This window comes from Komagataeibacter oboediens, from assembly GCF_018491655.1.
In the GTDB taxonomy this organism is placed as follows: Bacteria; Pseudomonadota; Alphaproteobacteria; order Acetobacterales; family Acetobacteraceae; genus Komagataeibacter; species Komagataeibacter oboediens.
This window is the reverse complement of record NZ_JABLUU010000005.1, coordinates 20,590-42,131: the sequence shown is the minus strand read 5'-3', so window position 1 is coordinate 42,131 and position 21,542 is coordinate 20,590. Positions and strand designations below refer to the sequence as shown.

At 64.1% G+C, this 21,542-nt stretch carries 21 protein-coding genes; 14 read left to right on the top strand and 7 right to left on the bottom strand.

Features of this window, described 5'->3' with window-relative positions:
* The first annotated feature begins 43 nt into the window (after positions 1–43).
* The 11 genes from HNO79_RS06070 (at position 44) to HNO79_RS06020 (ending at position 10,990) form a co-directional block, all read left to right on the top strand.
* The gene (locus tag HNO79_RS06070; RefSeq protein ID WP_010513503.1) at positions 44–889 is read left to right on the top strand and encodes a universal stress protein; all 846 of its coding nucleotides are present in this window, start codon (positions 44–46) and stop codon (positions 887–889) included.
* 167 nt (positions 890–1,056) lie between these two features.
* A complete protein-coding gene (locus tag HNO79_RS06065) occupies positions 1,057–1,749 on the top strand; it encodes a phosphoadenylyl-sulfate reductase (protein ID WP_048856377.1) in 693 nt (230 codons plus the stop codon).
* A gap of 80 nt (positions 1,750–1,829) precedes the next feature.
* Positions 1,830–2,624, top strand: a complete 795-nt coding sequence (gene cysD, locus HNO79_RS06060; protein WP_010513505.1) for a sulfate adenylyltransferase subunit CysD — start codon at positions 1,830–1,832, stop codon at positions 2,622–2,624.
* A gap of 25 nt (positions 2,625–2,649) precedes the next feature.
* A complete protein-coding gene (gene cysC, locus HNO79_RS06055; RefSeq protein ID WP_214164940.1) occupies positions 2,650–4,536 on the top strand; it encodes an adenylyl-sulfate kinase in 1,887 nt (628 codons plus the stop codon).
* A gap of 147 nt (positions 4,537–4,683) precedes the next feature.
* Positions 4,684–5,013: a DUF2849 domain-containing protein gene (locus HNO79_RS06050; RefSeq protein WP_010513507.1), complete on the top strand. Its 330-nt coding sequence runs from the start codon at positions 4,684–4,686 to the stop codon at positions 5,011–5,013.
* Positions 5,003–6,691: a nitrite/sulfite reductase gene (locus HNO79_RS06045; protein ID WP_200409406.1), complete on the top strand. Its 1,689-nt coding sequence runs from the start codon at positions 5,003–5,005 to the stop codon at positions 6,689–6,691. The genes HNO79_RS06050 and HNO79_RS06045 overlap by 11 nt, the downstream gene beginning before the upstream one ends.
* The gene (locus HNO79_RS06040; protein WP_214164941.1) at positions 6,678–7,169 is read left to right on the top strand and encodes a DUF934 domain-containing protein; all 492 of its coding nucleotides are present in this window, start codon (positions 6,678–6,680) and stop codon (positions 7,167–7,169) included. Before HNO79_RS06045 ends, HNO79_RS06040 begins: the two co-directional genes overlap by 14 nt.
* Before the next feature lie 114 nt (positions 7,170–7,283).
* Positions 7,284–8,570, top strand: a complete 1,287-nt coding sequence (locus HNO79_RS06035) for a 3-deoxy-D-manno-octulosonic acid transferase (RefSeq protein WP_244987440.1) — start codon at positions 7,284–7,286, stop codon at positions 8,568–8,570.
* Entirely contained in the window at positions 8,570–9,556 is a 987-nt protein-coding gene (lpxK, locus tag HNO79_RS06030; protein ID WP_408885690.1) for a tetraacyldisaccharide 4'-kinase, read from the top strand. The genes HNO79_RS06035 and lpxK overlap by 1 nt, the downstream gene beginning before the upstream one ends.
* Positions 9,553–10,485, top strand: a complete 933-nt coding sequence (locus HNO79_RS06025) for an LpxL/LpxP family acyltransferase (RefSeq protein ID WP_110507137.1) — start codon at positions 9,553–9,555, stop codon at positions 10,483–10,485. The genes lpxK and HNO79_RS06025 overlap by 4 nt, the downstream gene beginning before the upstream one ends.
* A 160-nt stretch (positions 10,486–10,645) precedes the next feature.
* Positions 10,646–10,990, top strand: a complete 345-nt coding sequence (locus HNO79_RS06020) for a hypothetical protein (protein WP_010513516.1) — start codon at positions 10,646–10,648, stop codon at positions 10,988–10,990.
* Positions 10,991–11,028: 38 nt separating this feature from the next.
* Here the strand turns inward: HNO79_RS06020 and HNO79_RS06015 are convergent, their stop codons facing one another.
* The gene (locus HNO79_RS06015) at positions 11,029–12,366 is read right to left on the bottom strand and encodes a penicillin-binding protein activator (RefSeq protein WP_214164944.1); all 1,338 of its coding nucleotides are present in this window, start codon (positions 12,364–12,366) and stop codon (positions 11,029–11,031) included.
* Between the two features lie 11 nt (positions 12,367–12,377).
* On the opposite strand from HNO79_RS06015, the gene rsmI reads away from it, so the two are divergent.
* Positions 12,378–13,373: a 16S rRNA (cytidine(1402)-2'-O)-methyltransferase gene (rsmI, locus tag HNO79_RS06010; protein ID WP_029329321.1), complete on the top strand. Its 996-nt coding sequence runs from the start codon at positions 12,378–12,380 to the stop codon at positions 13,371–13,373.
* 9 nt (positions 13,374–13,382) lie between these two features.
* Here rsmI and HNO79_RS06005 read toward each other — a convergent pair whose 3' ends face one another.
* The 4 genes from HNO79_RS06005 to HNO79_RS05990 form a co-directional block, all read right to left on the bottom strand.
* Entirely contained in the window at positions 13,383–14,027 is a 645-nt protein-coding gene (locus tag HNO79_RS06005; RefSeq protein ID WP_029329313.1) for a LolA family protein, read from the bottom strand.
* Positions 14,028–14,101: 74 nt separating this feature from the next.
* Positions 14,102–15,058: an iron exporter MbfA gene (gene mbfA / locus HNO79_RS06000; RefSeq protein WP_048856808.1), complete on the bottom strand. Its 957-nt coding sequence runs from the start codon at positions 15,056–15,058 to the stop codon at positions 14,102–14,104.
* 142 nt (positions 15,059–15,200) lie between these two features.
* Entirely contained in the window at positions 15,201–16,613 is a 1,413-nt protein-coding gene (locus HNO79_RS05995) for a glutamate--cysteine ligase (protein ID WP_214164945.1), read from the bottom strand.
* Positions 16,614–16,706: 93 nt separating this feature from the next.
* Positions 16,707–17,432, bottom strand: a complete 726-nt coding sequence (locus tag HNO79_RS05990; protein ID WP_214164946.1) for a 16S rRNA (uracil(1498)-N(3))-methyltransferase — start codon at positions 17,430–17,432, stop codon at positions 16,707–16,709.
* Positions 17,433–17,600: 168 nt separating this feature from the next.
* On the opposite strand from HNO79_RS05990, the gene ubiA reads away from it, so the two are divergent.
* Positions 17,601–18,518 carry a 4-hydroxybenzoate octaprenyltransferase gene (gene ubiA / locus HNO79_RS05985; RefSeq protein WP_214164947.1) on the top strand — a complete coding sequence of 306 codons (918 nt, stop codon included), beginning with the start codon at positions 17,601–17,603 and terminating at the stop codon, positions 18,516–18,518.
* Here the strand turns inward: ubiA and HNO79_RS05980 are convergent.
* The gene (locus tag HNO79_RS05980) at positions 18,508–19,257 is read right to left on the bottom strand and encodes a dienelactone hydrolase family protein (RefSeq protein ID WP_214164948.1); all 750 of its coding nucleotides are present in this window, start codon (positions 19,255–19,257) and stop codon (positions 18,508–18,510) included. The two genes, ubiA and HNO79_RS05980, sit on opposite strands and share 11 nt — an antisense overlap.
* A 207-nt stretch (positions 19,258–19,464) precedes the next feature.
* Here HNO79_RS05980 and HNO79_RS05975 point away from each other — a divergent pair, with 207 nt between their 5' ends.
* Complete coding sequence (locus tag HNO79_RS05975) at positions 19,465–20,808, top strand: GntT/GntP/DsdX family permease (RefSeq protein ID WP_048856809.1); 1,344 nt, start codon at positions 19,465–19,467, stop codon at positions 20,806–20,808.
* Between the two features lie 98 nt (positions 20,809–20,906).
* Here the strand turns inward: HNO79_RS05975 and HNO79_RS05970 are convergent, their stop codons facing one another.
* A complete protein-coding gene (locus HNO79_RS05970) occupies positions 20,907–21,506 on the bottom strand; it encodes a nicotinamidase (protein WP_214164949.1) in 600 nt (199 codons plus the stop codon).
* Between the last annotated feature and the right edge of the window lie 36 nt (positions 21,507–21,542).

Here is a 21,542-nt window from a genome sequence, read left to right as displayed (position 1 = left end):
GTGTTGAATGTGCATACGCAGGATATTGCTGCCCCTGGGCGGAATGAGCCATGCGGAAAGTGCGCTGCATGCTGGCGGCGTGATCGCCCGCATGTTCGACGCCCACCTGGCCGTGCTGCACGTGGGTACGGACATGCAGGAAGTCGGGCCGCTGGTGGGTGAAGGCCTGTCAGGTGCGATGGTGCAGGAAATGATCGCATCCGCCCTGAAGGAAAGCGCCACACGCCTGCATGGGGTGCGGGGACTGTTTGACAAATTCGTTCATGATGAGGGGATTCCCGTCGTCGCGGTGGATTCCCCCCTGTCACCGGTCGGTGCGCATGGCCTGTCCGCCAGCTTCATCGCCCATAGCGGCCATACCCGCAGCGTGGTGTCGTTCCAGGCGCGGCTGTCCGATATCGTGGTCCTGCGCCAGCCTGACCCGGATGGAGATGTCTCGTCCTCGGACACGCTGCATGCCATCCTGTTCGAAAGCGGGCGCGGGGTCGTCATCGTGCCGCCTGTCGCCCCACCCACGATCGGGAAGCGGATCTGCATCGGCTGGAACGGCACGTCGGAAGCCGCATCCGCCATCCACCACGCGCTGCCCCTGCTGCGCCGGGCGGAAGCGGTGCATATCCTGCACAGCCCGGCCTACCAGCGCCCCGGCCCGGAAGCCCGGCATGTCCGGTCATTTCTGGCGCTGCATGGCATCATGACCAATATTCACGAATTCGGTAGTGATACACGCCCCGTAGGCGAAGACATGCTGGCCACTGCCCATGACCTGGGGGCGGACATGATGGTCATGGGGGCATATTCCCACTCCCGCCTGCGTCAGATGATTCTGGGCGGCGTCACGCGGCATATGCTGGAAAACAGCGATATTATCGTTATCATGAGCCGCTGAGACGTACGATACACCCATATTCCGCGCCATTTTGGTCCCCCGTCCCACAATACGCATATTTTTGTGTATAAATGCCTGACCCCGCCTTGATTTTACGCCGTGCGGGGATTAGGTGTGACGTGAAAAGAACGCCAAAGCCTAGTGTAAAATCTGGCCTGGGGGAGATTATGCGCATCAACGCGGACATTATGGCAGAACTGAAGCAGGCGGGGGAAAACGCTTCCGAGGTGCTTCGTGTCGCCCTGACGCGGCTGCGCGGTCGCATTGCGCTTGTTTCATCCTTTGGCGCTGAATCCGCCGTGATGCTGGCTCTGGCGGCGGAAATCGATCCCGCCGTTCCTGTTCTGTTCCTTGAAACGGGACAGCATTTCCCCGAAACGCTGGCCTACCGGCAGGAACTGGCCCGCGTGCTGGGCCTGCGTGATGTGCGCGACCTGCACCCCGCCCCCGGCCAGATCGAACGCCGCGACCCCGAAGGCCAGCTATGGGCCTTTGACCCTGATGCCTGCTGCGCATTGCGCAAGGTCGAGCCGCTGGATGAAGCCATGATCCCCTTTGACGCGTGGATTACGGGCCGCAAGCGCACGCAGGCCGCGACCCGGCAGGGCCTGCCGGTGGTGGAGGACGCGCCAGGGGGCAAGATCAAGATCAATCCGCTGATCAGCTGGACGCCGCGTGAACTTGACGCCGAAATGACACGCCGCAACCTGCCGCGACACCCGCTGACGCTGCGCGGCTATCCCTCCATCGGGTGCGCGCCGTGCACGCGGCCCGTGGCCGAAGGCGAGGACCCCCGCCAGGGCCGTTGGGCCGGGCAGGCCAAGACGGAATGTGGTATCCATGTCCGCAAGGCGTCCTGAACCGGAACACCCCTTTGCCGGCCATGCCGAGGCCGCCAGTTTCCCTGTTTTCTTTCCTGTTACGGAAGGTCTGTAATTCCATGGACGATCTCGACCAACTAGAGGCGCAGAGCATCTTCATCCTGCGTGAAGCCTACCGGAAGCTGAAGCCACTGGCGATGCTGTGGTCGCTGGGCAAGGATTCCAACGTCATGCTGTGGCTGGCGCGCAAGGCGTTCCTTGGCCGCGTGCCGTTCCCGGTCATGCATGTGGATACGGGCAAGAAATTCCCCGAAATGTACCAGTTCCGCGATGAATACACCAAGAAGTGGAACCTTGAACTGCTGCTGGGCGACTGTCCGCCGGTGGAGGACATCGACCCCACCCTGCCGCCTGCCGCGCGTTCGGCGGCGCGCAAGACCGCGGGCCTTGCCGCGATGATCGACAAGTACAAGCTGGCGGGCGTGATCGCGGGCATCCGCCGCGATGAACAGGCCACCCGTGCGAAGGAACGCGTGTTCAGCCCCCGTGGCGCCGGCCACAAATGGGACGTGCGCAACCAGCCGCCCGAATTCTGGGACCAGTACGCCACCCCGCACGAACCCGGCATGCACGTGCGCGTGCACCCGCTGCTGTCATGGCGTGAAATCGACATCTGGCGCTATGTCGAACGCGAAGGCATCCCGCTGGTTGACCTGTATTTCGCAAAGGACGGCAAGCGCTACCGCTCGCTGGGGGACCAGGACATCACCAGCCCGGTGGAAAGCAACGCGACAACCGTGGCCGAAGTGATCGCCGAACTGGAAACCTCACGCACATCCGAACGCGCGGGACGCGCCATGGACCATGAATCCGAGGACGCGTTCGAACGCCTGCGCGTGGCCGGCTACCTCTGATCGGACAGGACGGAGTTATATTACAATGAGTACAATCCCGACCCCTGCCCCGCAGGAAGCCGCCACCCCCATCGTGATCGTGGGCCATGTCGACCATGGCAAGTCCACCCTGATCGGTCGCCTGCTGTATGATACCGACAGCCTGCCCGACGGACGTGTCGCGCAGATCATTGAATCCAGCAAGAAGCGCGGCCTGGCGGTTGAATGGAGCTTCCTGCTCGATAGCCTGCAGATCGAACGCGATCAGGGTGTTACCGTTGATTCCACGCGCATTCCCTTCCGGCTGGGCACGCGCCAGTTCGTGATCGTGGACGCGCCTGGCCACCGCCAGTTCCTGCGCAACATGATTACGGGTGCCGCCGATGCCGAAGCCGCCGTACTGGTGGTGGACGCGAATGAAGGCGCGCAGGAGCAGACCCGCCGCCATGCGATGCTGCTGCGCCTGATCGGCATCCGCCATGTCATCGTGCTGATGAACAAGGTCGATATCCTCGACTACGACCAGAAGAAGATCGAAGCGGCCGAGCGGGATGTCACCGCCCTGCTGCACCAGCTTGAAATCGAGCCGACGGTGTTCGTCCCCGCCTCCGCACGTGAGGGCGACAACATGGCGTCGCGTTCGGACCGGATGCCGTGGTACAAGGGCCCGACCCTGACCGAGGCACTGGCCGCGGTCCCTGCCCCGTCCTCGCGCGCCGACCTGCCGCTGCGCCTGCCGGTGCAGGACGTCTACCGCTTCGACACCAAGCGTATTGTCGTGGGCCGTATCGAACGTGGCCGCATCCGCGTGGGTGATGAGATCGTAATTGGCACGCAGGGCGCGCGCGCGCGCATCGCCACCATCGAAAGCTGGCACACGGCACCGCAGGTTGCGGCCATCGCGGGGCAGTCCGTGGCCGTGACGCTGGAACCCGATGTCATTCCCGACCGTGGCGATTTCCTGTATCCCGCATCCGCCGCACCGCTGCGCTCAGCACGCATCCGCACCCGCCTGTTCTGGCTGCGTCAGGAACCGCTGCGCGTGGGCGAAAGCTTCAGGCTACGCCTTGCCACGGCGGAACATCAGGTCACGGTGGCGGCCATCGATTCCGTGGTGCGCCTTGAGGATCTGACCGAACACCCCGCCGAGGAAGTTCCGCCCGAAGGCTTTGCCGAAATCACGCTGGCGGTGTCCGAAACCATGCTGTTCGACCCGTTCGTGCCCGGCACGTCGGACGGACGCGGCGTGCTGGTGGACCGCAACCAGCAGATCGTCGGTGGCGCGCCGCTGATCGGCGTTGCCGAAAGTGTCGCGGGCCGCAACGCCATCCACCCGACCGGCAGCGCCGTGTCGCTGTGGGACCGTGCACGGGCGAAAGGCCACCGTGGCGGCGTGTTCTGGATGACCGGCCTGCCGGGTGCGGGCAAGAGCACGCTGGCGCGCGGGGCGGAGACGCGCCTGTTCTCCCGCGGGATCGATGTATCGGTTCTGGATGGGGATACTCTGCGTGCGGGACTGTGTTCGGACCTTGGCTTTTCGGAAGCGGACCGTCGTGAAAACGTACGTCGCGCCGCCGCCGTGGCCCGCATCCTTGCGGAAAGCGGGCAGGTCGTGATCGTTGCCCTGATCTCGCCCACCATTGCGGACCGTGAACTTGCCCGCCAGATCGTGGGTGAGGGTTTTCATGAAATCTTCATCGACACGCCGCAGGCCACGTGTGAACAGCGCGACCCCAAGGGCCTGTATGCCGCCGCCCGCGCGGGCAAGATCGAAGGGTTCACTGGCATCGATGCGCCGTATGAAGCCCCCGTCAGCCCCGACCTGCGGCTGGAAACGGCCAATGTGTCAAGCGACGAGACGGCTGCACGCCTTGCCACCTTCATTGGCGATGAAATCCGCCCTGATGAGGCGGCCCAGCGCCAGCAATCCTGATGCCGGCAGGGTCAGGCCGCCCGCAGCGGCGACCTGACCCCATGCAGGACCGGGTTTAGGATCATGGGCGCCAGTTTACATGTCTGGCGCCTTTTTGTACCAGTCACGGCATATTACGCCTGTTGCCTGGAAAGGATCGGTTCACAAGTGGATGTCAGGAACAACCGCCGGGATACGACCGGCGCCAGCGTCATTACCGCCAACCGTCTGCTTGATGGCCGTACTGTCTGGCTGACGCAGCAGGGATGGTCGGAACATATCGCCCATGCCCGTATTTTCGACAATGCGGATGTGGAAGATGCGATAAAGCAGACCAAGGCTACGCCGGATGCTCGCAAACTGGTGGGTATCTATGGCGTGCAGCTGGATCCGTCGGCAGCTGGCATATCCCCGCTGACCATGCGTGAGCGCATTCGTGCGTTCGGCCCCAGCGTCCACCCCGATTTTGCCCCTGTGGAGATATCCCATGTCCACTGACACCGCGACCCTGCCGGTTGGCCGGTATGCCTATGACCAGGTGGACCGCACCTTCCTGTCCCAGCGCGTGGCGCAGTTCCGCGAACAGGTGAACCGCCGCATTGCTGGCGACCTGAGCGAGGACGAATTCAAGCCACTGCGTCTGATGAATGGCCTGTACCTGCAGTTGCATGCCTACATGCTGCGGGTTGCGGTGCCCTACGGCATGATGGGGTCCGACCAGATGCGCGCGCTTGCCCATATCGCGCGCACGTATGACCGCGATTACGGGCACTTCACCACACGGCAGAACGTGCAGTTCAACTGGATCCGGCTGGAGGATACGCCCGATATCCTCGAACACCTGGCCCGCGTGAACATGCATGCGATCCAGACCAGCGGCAACTGCATCCGTAATGTCACATGCGACGAATTCGCGGGGGCGGCCGCCGATGAACTGCTGGACCCGCGCATTCATGCGGAAATCCTGCGCCAGTGGTCCACGCTGCACCCGGAATTCTCGTTCCTGCCGCGCAAGTTCAAGATCGCCATAAGCGGCAGCCCGCATGATCGTGTCGCCGCCCGTTTCCATGATATCGGGCTGGTCGCCCGTCCCGGCCCGCAGGGTCGGCCGGTGTTTGACGTGTTCGTGGGCGGCGGCCTTGGGCGCACGCCGATCATTGGCGTGCAGTTGCGCGACAACCTGCCCGAAGAGGATCTGCTGGCGTATCTCGAGGCCATCGTGCGCGTGTACAACGCCTATGGCCGACGCGACAACATGTACAAGGCCCGGATCAAGATCCTTGTGCAGGCACTGGGCGTCGAGCAGTTCCGCGAAAAGGTCGATGCGGAATTTGCGCTGATGAACCGCGCGGACTACCGGCTTGACCCCGCCATCGTGGATGGCATCCGCGCGCGCTTCGGCATTCCCGACCTGGTGGCCCCCGCTGACGCGGCGCAGAAGCTGGCCGCCGACCGCAGGGCGGACCCGGCCTTTGACCGCTGGGTGCGCACCAACACCCATCCCCACCGCAATGACGGGTTCATCTGCGCCGTGGTTTCCGTAAAGCCTGATGGCGGCATTCCCGGTGATGTCACGGCGGACCAGATGGACCTGATCGCCGATCTGGCCGATGGCTGGTCATTTGGTGAAATCCGCGTCACCCACATGCAGAACGTGGTGCTGGGCCATGTGCGCAAGGACCGGCTGCGTGACCTGTGGCACAAACTGGTCGCGGCCGGTCTGGGCACGCCCAATATCGGGCTGGTGGGCGATATCATTGCCTGCCCCGGTCTGGATTACTGCGCGCTGGCCAACGCGCGTTCCATCCCCATTGCGCAGAAGCTCAGCGCCCGCTTTGCCGACCCCGAACTGCAGGAACGCATCGGCCGGCTGAACATCAACATATCTGGCTGCATCAACGCCTGCGGGCACCACCATGCGGGCCATATCGGCATCCTTGGCGTGGACAAGCGCGGCGAGGAATTCTTCCAGCTTACCCTTGGCGGTTCGGCTGGCAATGACGTGGCCATTGGCCAGATCATCGGTCCGGCGCTACCGGAAGATGAAACGGTCGACGCCATCGCCCGGCTGATCGATACCTATCTGGTGCTGCGTCAGGGTGACGAGCAGTTTATCGATACGTACCGGCGTCTTGGCGCCGCCAGCTTCAAGGATGCCGTCTATGCCCCTGCTTGAGAATGGCCACATCGTGGATGACGCCTGGGTCACGGTTGCCGGGGACGATCCCATTCCCGCGACGGGCGCCGTGATCGTACCTTTCGCACGGCTGGAGGAAGCTCTGGCGCGCGCGGGCGATGCACCGCTGGGTGTCGCCATCGGGCCGGATGTGGATGTAGCCCTGCTCCGCCCTGCCCTGCCGCGCCTCGGGCTGGTGGCGGTCACGTTCACCACCTTCCGCGACGGACGCGCCTTCACGCAGGCACGTGCCCTGCGCGAACACCTGTCGTTTACGGGGGAAATCCGGGCCACGGGCACGCCGTTGCCCGACCAGTACGAATTCATGCTGCGCTGTGGCATTACCACCGTGCAGACCGAACGGCCGGAGGCCGTCAGCGTATGGCAGCAGGCGCACGAAATCATTTCCGTCGCCTACCAGCCGTCCATCCTGCATGAACGCGTGCAGGGACTGGGATTCCGCCGCTTCGTGTCATGACCACACACCGGGGAAAAGGGCCTGTGTCCTTTCCCCACCCGGCGGGGCGTGTTACCGCAAGGGCATGCGCAAGCGTGTTTTCGGACTGATACAGCCATGACGCACCGGGACAGGATGGGTACAGGCCCGTGCGGTGCCGTCCTTGCGGCGGCATGGTGGGGTGTTGCCAGCCTGCTGCCCCCCTTCCTTCGCCTGAACCTGCGCCGCCGTCTGACGCGCGGCAGGGAAACCTCCGACAGCGTGCCGCAACGCCGTGGCATTGCCAGCCGTGCCAGTCGCCCCCCCGGCCCCCTGATATGGCTGCACGCGGCAAGCGTGGGGGAAAGCGTGGCGCTGCTGCCGGTTATCAGCCAGCTTCTTGCCATCAGCCCCACCCATACCATTCTGGTTACAACCGGTACCGTGACAGGTGCCGGAATCATGCAGGCCCGCCTGCCGGGCCTGCACGGCCATGAACGGGTCATCCAGCAATTCGCGCCGCTGGATGTTCCGCGCTGGGTCGCGCGGTTCGTCGATTTCTGGCGACCTGATGTGGCAGCACTGGTGGAAAGCGAACTCTGGCCCAACCTGATCGCTTCATGCCGCAGGCGGCATATTCCGCTGGCATTGCTGAACGGACGCCTGTCCGACCGGTCATTGGCCCGATGGGGCATGGCGCGATGCCTGCTGGCGCGCATGCTGTCCGCCTTTTCATGGATCATGGCGCGCAGCCCTGAAGATGCGCAGCGCCTGCGCCTTGGGGGCGCCGCGCGGATCGACCTTGTAGCGGACCTGAAGGAAGCCGCCCCCGCCCTGCCATATGATCCGTCGGCGCTGGACGAAATCCACCACCACCTTGCGGGGCGTCCGGTCTGGGTCGCCGCCTCGACCCATCGGGGGGAAGAAGCCGGAATTCTGGCCGCCAGCCATCTGGTCCGCCATACCGTGCCCGACGCGCTGACCATCATCATTCCCCGCCATCCCGAACGCGGGACAGAAATCGAAACCCTTGCGGGTCACCCGCTACCCCGCCGGGCGGAGGGACAGTTTCCTAGGGACCATGACGCCGTATGGATATGCGACACATTGGGGGAGACGGGACTGTTCTACGCCCTTGGCGCGCCCGTCCTCATGGGAAACAGCCTGCCGGGCTGTGCCGGGGGCGGCCATAATCCGGCGGAACCGGCACATGCCGGGTGCACGATAGCCAGCGGTCCACAGACAGGCAATTTCCGTCAGGCCTATGCCCGGATGGGCACACGCGTCCATTATGTGCGGACAGCGCAGGATATCGCGCAATGGGTCATCGCGCATATGGGGCAACGCGGTTCGGACAACACCGTACCCACTGTTGCCTCCCCGTCCGATCCGGACATTGCGCGGCAGGTTGCAGCCGCGATCGTGGCGATGGCAGGACGATGATACGCCCCCCGGCCTTCTGGTGGACTTCGCCGGCCCATCCGGGGTGGGCGGCGCACCTGCTTTCCCCGCTGTCATGGATATATGCCGCCGCCACGGCGCGCCGGGTACGGGCGACGGGATGGCGTGCGCCGGTGCCCGTGCTGTGCTGCGGGAATATCGGGGTGGGCGGCACGGGCAAGACCCCGCTTGGCCTTGATCTGGCACAGCGCGCCATTGCGCGGGGGCGGCGTCCGGCCTTTCTGTCGCGCGGTTACGGCGGAAAGCTGCCTGCGGGCACGAAAGTGGACCCGCAGCGGCATACCGCGCGCGAGGCGGGCGACGAACCGCTGCTGCTGGCCCGTGTCGCCCCATGTTATGTCGGGGCTGATCGGGCCATTTCAGCCCGCCGGGCCATAAGCGATGGGGTAGACTGTCTGGTGATGGATGACGGTTTCCAGAATCCCACGTTGCATCAGGACCTCTCCCTTGTCGTGGTGGATGGCGCGGTCGGATTCGGCAACGGGCGTGTCCTGCCCGCCGGGCCGCTGCGCGAACCCGTGGCTGCCGGTCTGGCGCGCGCAGGTGGCGTGGTCGTGATGGGTACGGACCAGCGGGGCATGACGACCTCCATAAAAAAGGGTCTGCCCTGCTATACCGCCACGTTGCAACAGAAGGCGGATGCCGTGCCGCGCAACAGGCCCGTTATCGCCTTTGCCGGAATCGGACGGCCTGACAAGTTTTTTGACGGCCTTGCCAGCATTGGCATCATCCCCTTGCGCTGCGTGGCATTTGCCGACCACCATCCCTATACCCTGACGGACTGCAGGCGCCTGCTTGCACTTGCGGCGCAGCTGGACGCCTGCCTTGTCACAACGGAAAAAGATGCCGTACGCCTGCCCCCGGACGTGCGGATGCAGGTCGTGACCGCAGGACTGCAACTGGCATGGGGCACGTCCGCCATGCCGGACCACATACTTGACCTATGGCTGGGCAGAACAGACGCATGACAGCACCCATCCCCTCACGCCCCACCCGGCAGATGCGCCTTGAAGCCGCGTTCGTGCGCGGATTGCTGGCCATATTCCGCCGCATCGGGCCGGTGCGGGCATCCAACCTTGGCGGTTTCCTGTGCCGGGTGGTGGGACCACGCCTGCCGGTGTCGCGCATTGCCGATGCCAACCTGCGCATGGCCATGCCGGAACTGGACGCAACCATGCGCCGCCGCGTGATACGGGACATGTGGGATAATATCGGTCGCAATGCCGGAGAATTCCCCCATCTTTCCACCCTGCCCCGCAATCCCGCCAGTGGTCCCGGTTGGGACGTGGTGGGCGAGGAACACCTCCAGGCGCAGGCAGCGCGGGGCGGGCCGACCATTTTCGTATCCGGTCATATCGGCAACTGGGAAATGCTGCCGCCTGCCGTCGCGCGGTACGGCCTGCCATTTTCATCGTTCTACCGTGCCCCGAACAATCCGCTGGTCGACCGGATCCTGTGTGACCTGCGCGACGCGGCGATGGGACAGCCCGTGCCCCTGTTCGCCAAGGGCGCACGCGGCGCACGCAGCGCACTGGCGCATATCCTGAAGGGCGGGCATCTGGGCATGCTGGTGGACCAGAAGATGAATGACGGCGTGGCGGCGCGTTTTTTCGGCCTGCCCGCCATGACCGCAGGCGCCATGGCAGCCATGGCGATCAAACTGCGTTGTCCTGTCATACCAGGGTATGTCGAACGGCTGGGCCCGGCGCGGCTGCGCATTCACGTTCACCCGCCACTGGACCTGCCCGATAGCGGGGACCGGACTCAGGACCAGATGGAACTGACCCAGATGGTCAATGACCGGATTGAAGGCACCATTCGACAGCATCCGGGCAGTTGGCTATGGCTTCACCGCCGATGGAATAGGCATTTGCCTAAAAATAAGATTAATAAATAGGCAGTTATGCAACATATTATTGCTTTTTTATCACAGGGTGAGGTTTCTGCCTGTTTCTGCGGCTTTCATTCCCAAATTCAGTTTGGCAAAGCAGCCATGCAGGAATAGCGTTGTTCCTACATTGTCACTCCACGACAGTCAGAGGGCCAACGGAATGCACATGATGGATCAGCAGGCTTCCGCCACCAATGTTGTTTCCCTGCGGCAGGGTTTCCTGCCCCGTCACCGCGAATACCTGATGCGCTGGCTGCAGGCAGGTGCCTGCATGGGCCTGTGTGATGCGGACATCACCAACCGTGACGAAAACGATGAAGTCGACATGGATCATGTCCTGGTCTGGGTACGTGAGAACGCAAACCCTGCCTACATGGTTCGCCCCGAAGGCATGGGCTGGGTGCTGATCGACCAGATCCGTGAGCGTCCGCTTGCCACCTACCGCAGTTTTGAAGCCGCGCTGCATGCCATCCGCCCGGTACTGTCCTGCGGGGCCACTGTCGCGGCCTGACCGGCCGCGACGCGTATTATGCCCTTCCCCTTTCGCGCCTAATTGGCGCTGCGGCGCAGCTTGCCTGCGGGGGGAATGACGATCCTGCTACCACCGGACGGCAGGATCTGGAACACTGCAAGATCACGCCGCGTCTTGCCATTTTCAAGAAAACCGAACGCGCCATCCACCCCGCCAAACCCTTCTGGCCGGGTCAGCGCCTGCACGGAATAGCCATTCGGGCTGCCCGCCGGACGGGCCTGATCCAGCGCCTTGACCAGTGCTGCCGAATCATAGGTCAGGTCAGCCAGCGGCGTGGGCATGTGGTGGTACCGCGCCATGAACTGCTGCACGAAAGTCTGGCGCGTGGCCGGATCGGGGGCTGCGTACCATGCCCCCTGCAATGCTGACAGCTTGTTGGCGAAAGCGCCCCACAGCCCCGGTCCCATGATCTGCACATGCGTGCTGTCCACATGTGTCTCGCCCAGCGCGTTGATGACCATGCCCAGTTGCAGCCCCGTATCCCCCAGCAGCAGCGCATCGAACGGGGGCGCCGGGAATTCTGGTGCAGCAGCCGGCGCGGGTGACGGCGCAGGCTGATCGGATGCCGACGGCGCGGGTGCGCCATCGGGATTGGCGGGATCAACAGTCGCATCCACCTTGGGGGCAGCCTGCGCATCGGGCGCGGGCTGCGTCGTGGCGTCGGGCTGCACCACGGCGCTGGCACGCGTTTCAAAGGCGGACAGGGTTTTCAGGCCAGTGAGAATGGAAGCCTGCGTGCTGTCATGGAACATGATCTGCGGGGACTGCAGGCCATTTTCCTCGCACACCTGCTGCAGCGCCTGCCCCAGCGCGCGCCCCAGCCGGTTGTCAGGCAGGAAGGCGACAAAATGCTGACGCCCCTGCTGCCGGGCGGCCAGCACCATGCGCCGCACCTGCTGTTCCGGGGCAATGCCCAGCGTCCACACGCCCGGCTGGGCTACGGACATGTCACTGGTGAACGCCAGCATGGGAATATGCGCCGCCGTGACGATCGTGGCCGCGCGGGCCGTGTCATCCGTCGTCAACGGCCCCAGGATCAGTCCGTCCCCTGCCGTGACGGCGGCCTGCGCGGCAGTCGCGGCGGTTGCACCCGGGGCCGCGGTATCATGCACGTCCAGCGAGGGTGATGTGGGGGAATTCATGGCCATGCGGGTGGCGGTCAGCATTTCCTGACCCAGATGGGCGTTGGTGCCGGTCAGTGGCAGCAGGACACCCACGCCACGGCCGGCCTGCGGGCCACGATGGTGCCCGCCCCCGCTGGCGCATGCCGTCAGCGCCGACAGGGCCAGCCCGGCAAACAATAAGCGCTTGCATGCAAAGCGCGAAGAGGCAGAATCAACATCCTGTCCTTGCATCTGGGTTCCGAATGTCTGACGCCTCATCTTCCTCGCCTTCAAAATCTCAACATGCCGCGGAACATCCGACGGACATTCCCCCCAGAACGCTTCATAGCGGAGAAACGCCCCTCCGTCATGCAGGGAACGTGGATGAAACCATTGCGGTTCTGCACCGGGATGGAGAACTTATCCTTGTTTCCACCCCCATTGGCAATCTGGGTGACATGAGCCGCCGGGCAGTGGAAACATTGCAGGCCGTCGACCTGATCCTGTGCGAGGACACGCGTACCAGCGCACGGCTGTTGCGGGAATACGGCATCCATACCCGCACCCGTCCCCTGCACGACCATAATGAGGACCGGCAGATCCCCGCCCTGCTTGACGCATTGGGCACGGGCCAGCGCATCGCGGTGATTTCGGATGCGGGCACGCCGCTCATGTCCGATCCCGGCTACAGGCTGGTGCGCGCGGTTGTGGCGGCGGGTGGCCAAGTGACCGCGGTACCCGGCCCCAACGCGGCGGTCATGGCGCTGACGCTGTCGGGGCTACCGCCACATCCATTCATGTTTTCGGGCTTCCTGCCCCCGCGTGAAGCCGCACGGCGCGAGGTACTGGCACAACTGCACGCAGCGGAATGCGCCGGGCTGTCCGCCACCCTGATCTGGCACGAAGCACCGCACCGGCTGGCCGAAATGCTGGCGACGCTGGCCGATGTCATGGGGGGCGACCGCCATGCCGCCGTCGCGCGCGAACTGACCAAGCGGTTTGAGGAAGTGCGCCGGGGCACGGTAGCCGAACTGGCCGCCCACTACGCAGAAAACCCGGCACGGGGCGAGATTACGGTGGTGCTTGGCCCGCCATTGCATGATGACAGCACGGCCACGGACCTGGACACGCAGTTACGTGAAGCCCTGCGCACCCTGTCGGTCAAGGACGCGGCCGCCCTTGTGGCCGGCATTACCAGCCTGCCGCGCCGCACGGTCTATGCTCGCGCGCTGGAACTTGCACGCGGGCCGCAGGGATAATGACCGGGGTCAGTGCTGTTCGGGCAGGTCGGTACTGAACAGCGAATCTGGCGGCATAGGGCCACCGGTTGATGCATCAAGCAGGTCGACACGGGTGGTTTCCTGCTGGGCGTCCTGAATGATCCAGCCACGCAGCAGCAGCGGACTGTCATGGAAAATCAGCGTCATGCTGCCGTCACCGGGGGAATCGGTGCGCACCAGCGTGATCTCCAGCACATTACCATCATGCGACAGGCCGGTGACCGTCACATCCCCCGATAGCTGGAGGTGCGGACGCAGCAGCAGGCCCAGCGGCGTCTTTTCCATGGGCATGGTGGTGGTCTGGTCCAGCTGGCTGTCGTTGAAGACGACCTGATCATGATTGGCGACCAGCAGCAGCGGGCTGGGCGGATCATACTGAAACCGCATGCGCCGATTCGTCCGGTCGATCCACGCGGTCCCGGTGCTCTGCTTGCCATCAGGTGCAGTCTGGCGGAAACGGGCTTTCAGCAGGCTGATCGCATCCAGATGCCGTTCAACGCGCTCCAGCAGGGCATGGTCCTGATCCGACGCGCCAACGGCCATCTGTTCCTGCGCATGGGCAATGGACAACGGGCTGCCGGCAGCCAGCAGGCAGGCCAGACCACAGATGGCAAGGGTAGGATGGAATTTCATGATACGGGACGATCCATGCACGAAGTAGCCGCCCACTGGTGCCCCATCATGGGGTTAATATCAAGGCAGGCGGATCAGGAACTGCCAATCAGCACACCGGCGGCAAACACCAGCAGGCCGCCAAGCACGATCTGCACGACGGCCGACCCGAACGGTGTTTCCTGATACCGCCAGCGTATCCATGAAATCACGAACAGTTCGATCACCACCACGATCACGGCCGCGATCATTGCCGCCGAAAAATCATTGATCAGGAACGGCAGCGTATGGCCGATCCCCCCCGCCGTGGTCATGAGCCCGCATATCAGCCCGCGCAGCAGCGGCGCGCCACGACCTGACAGCTTGCCATCATCGGACAGGGCTTCGGCAAAGCCCATGGAAATCCCCGCCCCGACCGACGCCGCCATGCCGACCAGAAAGGCATTCCATGGCTGATGCGTGGCGAACGCCGCGGCAAAGACGGGGGCCAGCGTGGACACCGACCCGTCCATCAGCCCGACAAGGCCGGGCTGGATGACCTGCAGCACGAAGCGGCGGCGGGCGTCCTCATCCTCGCTTTCGCGCTTGTTCAGGGGCAGGCGGTCCAGTTCAATCGCGTTGGCGGCCTGTTCGTGCTGGTCCTCGGCATGGGCCAGGTCGCCCAGCAGCTTGCGCGTGACGGCGTCAGTAGTGCGCAGCGCGGCCTGACGGTAGAAGCGCGCGGCATCCATTTCCATCTGCCGGGCATGCTGGCGCACGGCCTCGATCCCCTGCGTCTGGACCTGCCATGCGGGCTTGCGCACGATGAAATCCGCAATGTCCTGACGGCGGATCAGCGGGATATGGGGGCCAAACCGCCGGGCGTACAGGTCGATCAGATCCCGGCGGTGGCTGTCTTCCTCCGCCGACATGTCGGTGAATATCTTGGACGTATCGGGATATTTTTCCCGGATTGCGTAAGCAAAATCGGAATAGATGCGCCCGTCTTCCTCCTCATTGGAGATGGCCAGCGCGAGGATTTCCTGATCAGTCAGGGACGAGAATTTACGCATTATCCACTCTATGCATAAATTCCTGCGTCACCTCAAGAATATTGTAAAGTTAAAAATAATTATCAGTTGTATTTACAAAGTAATAACCGAAACTGATTATGCTTCTCGATTACATTTACTGTAGATGCACTGATCTCCCGCGTCAGACCGCGGCCTCGGCAAAGACACGGGTGACATCCCCCTGCCACCGGCCATGATAGGCCGCAAGCCATGCCTCCGCCTGCGTGGGGCCACCCGCCGCAATTGCGTGCAGGGGGGCCAGATGACAGGTTTCGTCGCGTCCCTGCGCATCCCTGACATTGCGTGCCCGCAGCCCGTCAGTCGCCAGTTCGATCATACGCGCGGCCAGTGCGCGCAGCGTGCCCTGCCCCCATGGCGTGTCCAGCCCGCTGCGCGGCACCGCGCCACGAATGGCGATATATTCATCCCACCCGTGTTCCAGCACCAGCCGTTCCGCGGCGTGCAGGGTGGCATCATCATACAGAAGCCCGGTCCACAACGCGGACTGCGCCAGCATCATGGCCGGCGTCCCGGCATCTGCGCCCCGCATTTCCAGAAACTGCTTGAGCCGCACATCGGGAAACGCTGTGGTCAGATGATCCTCGAAATCCCCGATCGTCGGGCGCTCGCCCTCCAGTCCCGGCGGGCAGCGTCCTTCCAGCCAGCCCCGGAACGAACTGCCCGCGACATCAATCAGCCGGTCATCGCGGGTGACGAAATACATCGGCACATCCAGCAGCCAGTCCACATAGGATGCAAAGCTGAAGCCATCTTCCAGAAAACGGCGCGGCATGCCCGCGCGCGCGTTATCGGTATCGGTCCAGACCCGCGCACGGTTGGACAGGAAACCGTTGGGGCGTCCTTCATAGAAAGGCGAACTGGCGAACAGCGCCGTCGCCACAGGCTGCAACGCCAGCGAGACCCGCATCTTGCGCGCCATGTCCGCCTCAGACCCGAAATCAAGATTGACCTGTACCGTGCAGGTGCGCAGCATCATGTCCAGCCCCAGCGTTCCCACCCTGGGCATGTAGTTGCGCATGATGGCATAACGGCTCTTGGGCATCCACGGAATATCCGACCGCCGCGCCGTGGGGTGAAACCCCAGCGGCGCGAACCCGATGCCCAGATCCTCACAGATCGGGCGGATGGCCGTGAAGTGGCGCGTCATTTCGGACCCGGTTTCGTGCAGGGACGCCAGCGGCGCACCGGACAGTTCGAACTGCCCGCCCGGTTCCAGCGAAATCGAACTGCCTTTCGCGTCCCTCCGCCCCTTCAGCCCGATCAGCGCGTCACGGTCGATGATTTCTTCCCACCGCGTCCCCCCTTCTTCCGCGGCCAGACCACGCAGCAGGGCTTCGATCCCCTGCGGGGCATAGGGTGGCGAGGACCAGGGCCTGCGGTCCGGCATTGCGGCGTCGGGGCGGACAAAACCGAATTTTTCATGTTCCGTGCCGATCCGCCATTCCGGGCGCGGCCGGGCACCGGCCGCCAGAACTGCGACCATCTGGTCAAATGATTCGATTACGTTTGAATTATGCGCGCCGGGATTCGACATGGCGGGGGCAATATCCTCAATGACAGTCAGATTAACGCCGGCGACAGGCTGAACGCGCATGCCGGAGGGGGCAGGAATTTATTGACCCATCCCTCATACGGCCTTGAGGCCAGCCCCGACAAGAGCCAGCGCCGCCGCCGCCGCGGTATCCGCCCGCAGCACAAGCTCGCCAAGCGACAGCGGCCTGACAGACGCATGACCACGCAGGATGTCATGCTCACGCGGGGAAAAACCGCCTTCGGGGCCAATCAGCACACAATCCCCCGGGCGGGCCGCGACGGGGGTGGCCGGAGCCTCGCTGCGTTCAAGGGCGGCGAACAGGCTGACACCGTCGGGCCATCGGGACAGCACCAGCGGCAGGTCCGCCAGCGGGTCGATCACGGGCACGTCGAGGCGTTCGCACTGTTCGGCCGCCTCAATCGCGATGCTTTCCAGCCGGGCGGCATTGATGCGGTGGGTATTGGTGCGTTCGCTGACCACGGGGCGGAAATGCGTGACCCCCAGTTCGGTTCCCATGCGGATGACCGTTTCGGTCGCATCACGCTTGAGCGGCGCGAACAGCAGGCCCAGCCCCGGCGTAGGCCGGGGCGCGCGGGTGCGTTCCGTCAGCCGGATACGGCAGCGATCCCGGCGCAGGTGGTCGATCACGCCGCGCCATTCCCCGTCGCGCGCGTTAAAGACCGTGACCGCCGCCCCCACCTGCTGGCGCATGACAGTGCCAAGGTAATGGGCCTGCCCCGGTTCCAGATCCAGCATGCCACCGGATGCCATCGGGGCGGTCGTTTCGGGGGAAATGAACAGTCGCGGGCAATCCCTCATGCCTGACGGTAACCTTTCGCACTTATTGCACTTGAACATAACGCCGGGGCCGGTCTTGACCCGACGGGGTCTTCCGGCCCATCTGTTTCGCCATTAGCAGCCACGGGGCGATCCGTCATCGGCAAACCCTGTCCCGCTGGCGCGATCAAGCCCGAAGGAGTTGCACCCGTGGACCAGCCAGTACCCCATACGGACATCCGGGTGGATGGCTGGATCGGCCGCCTGCCCGCGCGCCTACGCCCGTATGCGCTGCTGGCGCGGCTGGATCGGCCCATTGGCACGTGGCTGCTGTTCCTGCCCGGCATATGGGGCATCCTGCTGCCCGCGGGCGTGCCGGTGTCGCAACGCATTTTCCTGATCGTGCTGTTCGGTATCGGCAGTGTCGTGATGCGCGGCGCGGGCTGCGTGGTCAATGACATGTGGGACCGCGACATTGACCGGCAGGTTGCACGCACGGCGGGCCGCCCGCTGGCATCAGGCGCGCTGTCGATGCGGGAGGCAGCGCTGTTCCTGGCTGCCCTGCTGCTGATCGGGTTCAACATCCTCATGAACCTCAATACCCTGTCACAGGTGCTGGGCGCGTCCTCGCTTATCCTTGTGGGGCTGTATCCGCTGGCCAAGCGGGTAACGTGGTGGCCGCAGCTGGTCATGGGGTTCACGTTCGGCTTTGGCGCGCCGCTGGGCTATGCGGCGGCGGCGGACCGGATCGATCCCGCGCTGTGCGCCCTGTATGCCGCCACCATCGTCTGGCAGCTTGGCTTCGATACGATCTACGGTTTTCAGGACATGGAGGACGATGCCCGTATCGGGGTGCGGTCCACATCGCGCCTCATGGCCGGGCATGCGCGGCTGTTCGTGGGCACGTGCTACGCCCTGACGGTTGCGGGACTGGCGGCGGCAGGGTGGCTGGCCCATACCGGTTACGGGTTCTGGCTGGCGCTGCCCCTGCCCGCCATGCTGCTGGCATCGCAGGTCAGCCGGCTGGACGAACGCGATCCCGCCGGGTGCCTGCGCCTGTTCCGCTTCAACCGCGAAACCGGCCTTGTCATCGCGCTGGCCGTCCTGGCGGGCATGCTTACGCGCTGAGATGCATGATACGGCCCAGGAAGGTCCGGGCCATGTCCATGCACTGCAGGAACAGGGCGGAATCGTAACGGTGCCCTTCATCGCGCAGGAACGCATGCTGGGCATTGAATTCATGCCATTCGTAACACACCTGCGCCTGTTCCAGCGCTTCGCGGATCATCTGCCTTCCCGCGAAGGGCACATGCGGGTCCTGTCGCCCCCAGACCAGGAACGCCTCCCCCTTCATCTCCCCGACCCGGGCCAGCGTATCATCGCATTTCCCGTGACCAAGGCTGTGGGCATGGATGTCGGTCGCATAGAAACACACCGTCGCACGTACGCGCGGATCAAGGGCGGCACGAAACGCCAGATGCCCGCCGAGGCAGACGCCCATCGTGGCCAGCGCGCCGGTGCAGTGCGGATACGCCGCCAGCCAGTCCAGTGCCGCATGGGCATCATGGTCATAGGCAGAAAGCGGTTTTTCATGCTTCAGGAAATTGCCCCGGTCCGTGCCTGGCTTATCATAAGCCAGCACGGTGCCCGCGGGTTCGTATTCATGATAGACTTCTGGCACGCATACTACATGCCCCAGCCCTGCCATCATCGCCGCAAGCCTGCGGATGGGGGCCGTCACCTGATAGATTTCCGAAAACAGCACGATCCCGGGGAAACGCCCCGCGATGGCGGGACGGAAAACATGCATCCGCATCATGCCTGATGGTGTCGGGATGTCGGCCGTCTCGTCCGAAAGAATGATCATCGCTGTGCTCCTGTCCATAGGGCCTAAAGGGGCATGATAACAGCATCCGGACATGCCACCGAGGGGGCATGTCCATGACGATTGTGTAATATCAGGTCCGAAAAATAGGGTATTTTTGTTCAAATATTGCGCAGAAAAAGCTTCCAGCGTTGACAGCATGGGGGATCACCGGCCTGTATAGGGCATGAATTCGTTACAGAAACCATGATGTCATCCCTGTTCGCCCTCTCCCTCGCATCGCTGGCGATCGTAGCCGTCGTGGTTCTGATTGCCCGTTTCAAGATCAACCCGTTCATCGTGCTGTTCGCCGTTTCGCTGGCGCTGGCGCTGGGTGCGGGCATGCCACCGCAGAAGGCCATCACGTCATTCGAAACCGGCGCGGGGCACGTGCTGGGGCATGTCGCGACGGTCATCGCGCTGGGCACCATGCTGGGCAAGATGCTGGCGGAATCGGGGGGCGCAGACCGGATTGCGGTCACGATCACCAGCCTTGCCGGCACGAAGCGCGTCAGCTGGGCCATGATGGTGATCGGGCTGCTGGTGGGCCTGCCGGTGTTTTTCGAGGTCGGGTTCGTCCTGCTGATCCCGCTGGCCTTTACGCTGGCGCGACGCACCAATACGCCCCTGCTGCTGCTGGCGCTGCCCATGGGGGCCGCGCTGTCGGTTACGCACGCCATGATCCCGCCCCATCCCGCGACGCTGCTGGCGCTGTCCGCCTACCATGCGGATATCGGGCGCACGATCCTGTGGGGAATCGTGATCGGCACGCCGGTGGCGGCCCTTGCGGGACCGATTTACGCCCGCTTCATCGCCGGGCGGATCGGGCCGGTCCAGCCATCCGCGCTGGAGGCGCAGTTCGTCAACCATGACCTGCCCGAAAACATGCCCGGTTTCGGGCTGACGGTCATGACCATCCTGTCTCCCGTCATCCTGATGCTGGTGGGATCGATGGCGGACATGCTGGCCGCGGCCCATACGCCCCTGAACAACGCGCTGCACTTTATCGGCAATACCGACATCGCACTGGCGCTGGCGACGCTGCTGTCATTCCAGGTTTTTGGCGCGGCACGCGGGTTCAGCCGGGAAACCATCCTGAAGTTCACCAATGACTGCCTGGCCCCCACCGCCCTGATCATGCTGCTGGTCGGCGCGGGCGGCGGCTTCGGTCAGGAACTGGTCGATAGTGGCGTGTCATCGGCCATTACCGACCTTGCGGTGGGGGCGCATGTGCCGCTGCTGGTACTGGCGTGGCTGCTGGCGGTGGTGGTGCGCGTGGCCACCGGGTCCGCCACCGTGGCCATGAGCACGGCGGCCGGCATTGTCGGCCCGATCCTGCTGCGGACCCATGCTGCGTCGCCCGAACTGATGGTGATCGTGACCGGGGCCGGGTCCGTGGCGCTGGGGCCGTTGAATGACGCGGGTTTCTGGCAGATCAAGGAATATCTTGGCCTGTCGGTTGGCCAGACCATAAAGACATGGTCAGTGATCGAGACGCTGATTGCCGTACTCGGACTGGTCTTCGCACTGCTGCTGTCACTGGTGATCGGATAGTCCGGACGTCATGCCCAGATAGATGACAGAAGGAACCGCCATTTCCGGCAAAGGCGGCACCTGACAACGTTTAAAAAAGGCTCCAGCAGGGACTTTGTTTAATTCCTGCGGTTATGGGCCAGCACGTCCGCCGCCTGCGCATGGTCGACGCCTTCAATGCCCAGCGCGGCCAGCGCCGCAGCCGGAGCCTGCTGCACGGCACGACAGGCGTCGGGCAGGACAAAGGTGGCAAATCCCGCCCGCACCGCATCGCGTGCGGTCGCGGCCACGCAGTAATCCAGCGCAACGCCCACCACGAAGACACGGGTGATCCCCCTGCCCTTCAGCAGCCCATCCAGTCCGGTACGGCTGACATGGTCGTTGTCTTCAAAGGCGGAATAGCTGTCGATTTCGGGATGCAGCCCCTTGCGCAGCACCACGCCGACATGCACCTGCGCCAGCGCGGGCGACAGGTCGGCCCCCCGCGTTCCGGCCACACAATGCACCGGCCATGCCCCCCCCTGCCCCGCGAAGGACACATGCCCCGGCGGGTGCCAGTCCTGTGTTGCGACAATCGCACCGAACGGCAGGTCGCATAACGGGTTGATCAGGGAGGGCAGCATATCCGCGCCCGGCACCCCAAGGGGACCGCCAGGCATGAAATCGGCCTGCATGTCGATGATCAGCAGGGCATCCGTGGTGGATATGCGCAGGGACATGATCTGTCTTTCTTCCCCATGGCAGCCGGGGCCATA